The 487-nt window shown below is 74.3% G+C and carries 1 pseudogene; it reads left to right on the top strand.

Features of this window, described 5'->3' with window-relative positions:
• Positions 1–487: pseudogene (locus tag GTW43_RS05855) on the top strand (NYN domain-containing protein); the annotation flags it as partial.

The raw sequence follows: 487 nt of genomic DNA, 5'->3' as shown, positions 1-487 counted from the left end.
CCGCGCAGGCCGAGCCCGACGTGGAGGACCGTTCCGCCACGGGCAAGGGCGTGCCCACGCCGAAGGACCTCGCCGCGCTGCGCGGGCCAGGCAGCCACCCCGCTCCGCACCCGGCCAACGCGACGCTGCGCTGGTCGTCCGACAAGGGCTGGGTCGAGCGGCCGCCCGGCGGCGGGGAGCCCGCCGAGGCCGCGTCCCTGCCGACGCTGGCCCAGCTCACCACCGCCGAGCAGCGGTGGGCCGACCGTGAGGAGGACATCACCACGGTGGGGGGCGACCCCTACGAGGTCGGGCAGGTCTTCGCGCGGCGCTGGATGGGGCGGCTCGCCGACCACGCGCTGCTCCAGAAACTGTCGACCATGTACCCGCGGGTGCCTCACCGCATCGACGGGGAACTGCTGCGGTACGCCGCGCGGTTCGGGCTGCTCGCGCACAAGGACGATCAGATCGACGAGCACGATCGGTATGCGATCCGGGCCGGGTTCTG

The organism is Streptomyces sp. SID5785, assembly GCF_009870065.1.
Taxonomy (GTDB): Bacteria; Actinomycetota; Actinomycetes; order Streptomycetales; family Streptomycetaceae; genus Streptomyces.
The sequence above is the reverse complement of the archived record's forward strand: the minus strand, read 5'-3'. Positions and strand labels throughout refer to the sequence as shown.